A 5,307-nucleotide genomic window follows, 5' to 3' on the forward strand; every position below is an offset into this window, starting at 1 on the left:
GAAGCTATTCTTCAAGCCCACAGAGAATGAGATGAAGGAGCACGCTCAACTGCTTAACAATGCTATTAGCGATATTCCGGTGAAGGAATGGACAAATCGGTTGGCAAAACTCCAAAAGGGTGAGTGTTGGGTTTTGGGAAGGCATCTCGATGATTTGTCTGGAGAGCTAAGACTAAGAGCTCAGAAAGTAAAGATTTCATCACTGGAAGACAGGGGTTTCAATGGCTAAGAAAGTGGTGAACACAAGGCTTTCTCGCAGTTTCCACATGACTTTTAAACCAGAGCGTCAGTATATCAACGCCCTGTTGAGATTTGCTGCTGCTGGAGAAGAGGGAGACTATCAAAGGATCGCTGATATAACTGGCATCCCTACCGGAGAATCTTCTGGAAAAGTGCCAGCCACAATTGACTATTGCATAGGCATGGGTTTGATTTTAATGCTTGGAAACAAAGGCTCATTAAAGAAACCTGAACTCACCAATTTGGGCAGAATCCTACTGCTTGAAGACCCATACTTGAAATTAGAGATAAGTCAGTGGTTGTGCCATTTAAATATGTGTAATAGAGAGTTTGGTGCTGATGTTTGGCATCATGTATTCTGGACAGGATATCACAGTCTTGGTGAGGCTTTTAGCAGAGAGAATCTTGATGCGATGTTAAGATCAATCTACGGAAATACTAATCGAGGTTTAATTGGCCCCCTGGTTAGCATGTATGAGGATGATGCCTCATTTAAACTATGTGGAGCTCTATCAGAATCCGATCAGATAATATCCCGAAAAACTGCTCCTATTAAGGATGAGATGGTTCGCGGATATGGTGCTTGGCTGATTAGCGCTTGTGAGCAATATTTCCCAAAGCAAAAGCAAGTTTCTGTCACAGAGATTGAGCAAAAGACAGGTTGGCTTACTATAATGGGTTGGATGGGGAGAGATCTGTCAACGGCTCTCGATTTGATGGAAAGAAAGGGGATAATCAAAGTTGATAGACATATGAATCCCTGGATTATAAGTCCTTTGTATTCTGCAAAGGATGCATATAAAAACATGTTCAATGATATGATTTAATACGGAGGCTATGATTAATTGTGAAAGTGAGTGATATTGTAAGATTTCGAGGTGATCGCCTTTTTAATGGCGCAGTTAACATTGATTGGTATTTGTCTGACCCTGATAAAGCACTGCAAGCAGCACGAGCGTTTGTCTTTCACGGACCTAACTATCATGGGGTTTTACAAGATGAAGTAGGTTTCGATCATGGTCATTATTTAATCGATACCGCAAGCATAACAAAGTCAATCCTGAGAAGAGCCTATGGACTGGAAGATGTGCCATTTACACTGGCAATAGCAGGATATGGTACGGGCAAATCGCATTTGGGGGTCACAGTTGCTGACCTTTTAAGTAAGCCGCAGAGCAATGAATCCAAAGAGATTGTTGAACGCTTGGGAGCTGCCGATAAACAAATTGGGGCAGAGGTTCGAGTCATGATCAGCGAAATAGAAAAACCATGCCTCGTCGTTGCCCTAAACGGCCTTCAGGGGTTTGATTTTATCTATGAGCTTTCCCGACAAATAATCCAGGTACTGCAGCGAGATGGGCATGATTCGAGGTGTATAGAAGACCTAAGGCCCAGGTTCAAGCAAGCCATCAAGATGTTACAGTGGGTTAACAGTCCTCAGTTTCTTGGCGAACTTTCGGAGCTATGTAACGGACTGGCTTTACCCGAGATTATTAAAAGTTTAGAAGAGCAAGATGAATCAACTTATAAGAATGTAAATCAATTCCTCAGTAACCATGATATGCAAATCAGAAACTTACAGGGAGAATCGGTTCGAGACTTAATCGGCAAAGCAGTTGATGAGTTCTGTGGAGAAGGCAAGCCATATCAGTCGGTAGTAGTTCTTTTCGACGAGTTCGGAAAATACATTGAGTTTGCATCCACGAAGAGTCATTTAGCTGGTAGTGGTGTACTTCAAGACCTCTTTGAAGCTATACAATCCTATTCCTCTCACGCATGTTTTATTGGCTTTATCCAGTTTGAGTTAAACGCTTATCTTCAGCGTATGGCTCCCGAGTATAAAAACGAAATGCAAAGGTATATTACCCGCTATCAGGCTGCAAATAAGCTCTATTTATCCACTAATTTGGAGACGCTAATAGCGAACCTAATCGAGAAAAAAGACACTAACTACTTGGACAATAAGTTCGATAATCAATATGCTATCAGTGAGTCTGTCAAAGCTCAATCAAATCTTAATCGCTGGTTCCCTAGCTCAAACAATAATCACGTTTGGAAAGACCCAAAGCAGTTTCATTCTATTGTCCGCAAGGGGGCATGGCCTCTCTCACCATATAGTGTTTGGTTACTGTACTACCTTACAGCAGTAGGAGGTCACTTACAAGAACGCTCTGCTTTGGCTTTGTTAATCGAAGCTTTTAAGCAGTTTGACTCTCATAAAATAACTGAAGGGTCTGAGTGGGAAATGGCTGCCGTTGATTTGATGAGTGAATCCTTTTGCCAAGAGCTCTTAAGTTCCGAAGAGAGTGGTAGCCAGGGATCGATAATGCAGGCATACAAGACGGTGCTTTCAAAGTACTCTTCACGTTACTCAGTTAATCAGATCAGGATATTAAAGGCCATCGTATTGAGCTCAAAACTTGGGTTAACTGCATCCAGTAAGACAGATGCCTATCTTTCAATTTCTGCGTTGACTGGGCTGGCACCGACAGATGTGAATACGGCGACAGAATCTTTACTCAATGAGTATAATGTCATTGAGTGGGACGAGGCTTACAAGTGTTTCGATATATTGGGAGATGCCCTTCCACGTAGTCAATTCATAAACCACTTAAGAAGGCTTTCGGGTACTTACGATGATAACAGCAGATCTCAGCTATTTGTTTCGAGTATAAAGAACTGTTGTGAACTGATAAGAGACATCCCGAGTGACTTTGCAGAGGAAAACAAAATAAGCACTACAGAATGGACATTCCATGCTAAAGCGGCTAATCTTGATACACTTCCTCAGCAGATAGCAATAGAATCAGAAAGATGGTCTAAGGCTGAGACAATAGATGAACCCCGGGGAACAGTCTTGTACACGTATCTTGGAGAAAGCATAGATTATGAAAGCATAGCCAGAGATACATTACGGATGCTAAAATCCGTTGCTGAATCCTACAAAGTCAAATCAATACCAATCTTGGTGGTTCTACTTTATGATGAAGAAGGGAAACTAGGGCAAGAATTAGCAGAGCTTTCCATTGTTAGTAGCATGTCTACAGAAGATAAGATGAAATTCGGTAATCTGATAGACGCTCATAGACTCAAGCTGGAGCATTCAATTACGGAGAATGTCGAGATTCTACTAAAGGAAAGAAGGTATGTAGCCTTAACAAAAGCAGATATTCAAGGGATTCGACTAAGCAGGGTAGCCACAGAGTTATTCAAGCAAATCTATACTAATCCAATACCTTTCCCATTTGATGGGTTCTCCACCGCAAAAGGAAATGCTGCAGACACATGTTCTATTCTCACCCGTGAACTTATGCACGCTACTCTCGATTATCACAGTATTATGGCGAAGCCAGTAAAAGACAAAAACAGGGCAAACAGCGTTCTTAAGGAAGCCTGGGGCTTGTTCTCAAGCAACGGAAAAGTTAACAGGAGACCCACAAACAACACCCTAAAGAGTATAACAATTAAATGGGATGATGAGCTTAAAGAGTCGTCAATAATCTCTTTGCGGAGTATGTATGATATGCTGATCAAGCCTCCTTATGGTGCCAATCTTGATTCAGCAGGATTATTCCTTAGCGCTTATATCTCACCCAGAATAGAAAATCTGATGGTAATGCAGCAGGAACAACACCATTCAGTTGCCGATTGGATGAAAGATAATCTTATCAAATCCAAGCACTTTAATACTGCTCTTCTTGACGGGGCATATTTGGTCTTAAGGTCAAATGATACATCAGAATGGGTCGAATTGTTAGATGAATGGGAGCAATCAGACAGTCATCAATCACGAGTAGATTGCCTAGAGCGTTCAGAAGTATTAAGGAAAAAACTTCCCATTCCTCCAGATCAAATTTACCGAGAACAGAGGCTTCATGATCTGTCCATTGAATCAGAGAAACAAATGGAGGAAATGGAGAATAGAATAGCTGAAGCAAAATTCAAGGTTACTAGTGGTATTGAATCAGGAAAAGTGTCCCAACTAGCATGGGGTTGCGCTTCCCTTAAAAGAATAATTGAAATAATGGAAGCAGAGAACAGGTTATGGATTGAAGAACAAATTAGTGAGATGAAGCCTATATATGCTGAAGGCAGACAGATTATCCTGCAAGTTTTCCCAGATTGGAAGCAGAAACTAAGGCCTAAGTCCGAATCTCCTGATCATGTCGGCGAGTTTAAGCATGCAATGATAAATAAAGTGATCCCTAACCTAAATAGTATCGGTTTAGATGCCCTAAGTGCTGAGCTTGAAGAATATGTACGCAAGATTATAAAGAACTCTGAAACTGTTGCTGAAGCACATCTGCTAATGAGTAACGCTAGCAACTGGATACATGTCAGCAGAAGTGTATTAGGGACAAATCGTTTAAAGGATATCAGATCAGCAAAAGATGCAGCTAAGGAATTCAGCAATAAACTGAGAGGCATGTCTCAAAGGATTAATCTGGAGGAATTGCTTTTACTTAGAACAGAGATAAGCAACTTCCTCAAAGAACTAACTGCGGCAGAGGAAAACATAGCTAAGAAGGCAAATAAAGTATGGAGTTCCAAGATCACTGACGAAAACTCCATGACAGAGCTTTCAGAAGAGTTGGATTCGCTTATAAGAGCATATGATGGTCTTGAAACCGATCTTGAAGACTTCCATATCCAAAAGAAAGCCTTGCAACTGTACAAAAGAGCTTATGGCAGGTTAAGCGATTTATCTCTTACTTGGGATGCCTTTAACAAACTGTCAAAAGAGGTCGAAAAAGAGATTATAATCTCACTTTCTGAAGAAGAGCTACCATGGTTACCTGAGGATGTCATCAAAGCGTTAGTGAAGCACATTTCAGATAGCCGGAAGAGCCTAAGTGCAGAATGGACAGATGGACTGATAGCCTTGGAATCAGGCATTCCTCAGATGGATGTATCAACAGCAAATCAACTACAGAATAAAATTACTCAACCACCGGCGTATGTAACAGATACCAACTTGAAGAAGCTTGATAAGTTGAATAAAGCTCTTGAAAAACGACTGAGCGAGATCAAGATAGAGTGGCTAGTGGAGAGGTTTAAGGAACTCTC

Annotated in this window: 3 protein-coding genes; all 3 read left to right on the forward strand. The window is 41.2% G+C overall.

What is annotated here, in order from left to right:
- The coding region (locus LHW48_10685; GenBank protein MCB5260912.1) for a hypothetical protein at nucleotides 1-229 on the forward strand (229 nt) is incomplete at its 5' end.
- Nucleotides 222-1,067, forward strand: coding sequence for a hypothetical protein (locus LHW48_10690; protein MCB5260913.1), 846 nt, complete (start codon nucleotides 222-224; stop codon nucleotides 1,065-1,067). The genes LHW48_10685 and LHW48_10690, both read left to right, overlap by 8 nt.
- A gap of 20 nt (nucleotides 1,068-1,087) precedes the next feature.
- On the forward strand, nucleotides 1,088-5,307 hold a 4,220-nt coding region (locus LHW48_10695; protein MCB5260914.1), incomplete at its 3' end, for a hypothetical protein.

This window comes from Candidatus Cloacimonadota bacterium, assembly GCA_020532355.1.
Taxonomy (GTDB): Bacteria; Cloacimonadota; Cloacimonadia; order Cloacimonadales; family Cloacimonadaceae; genus UBA5456.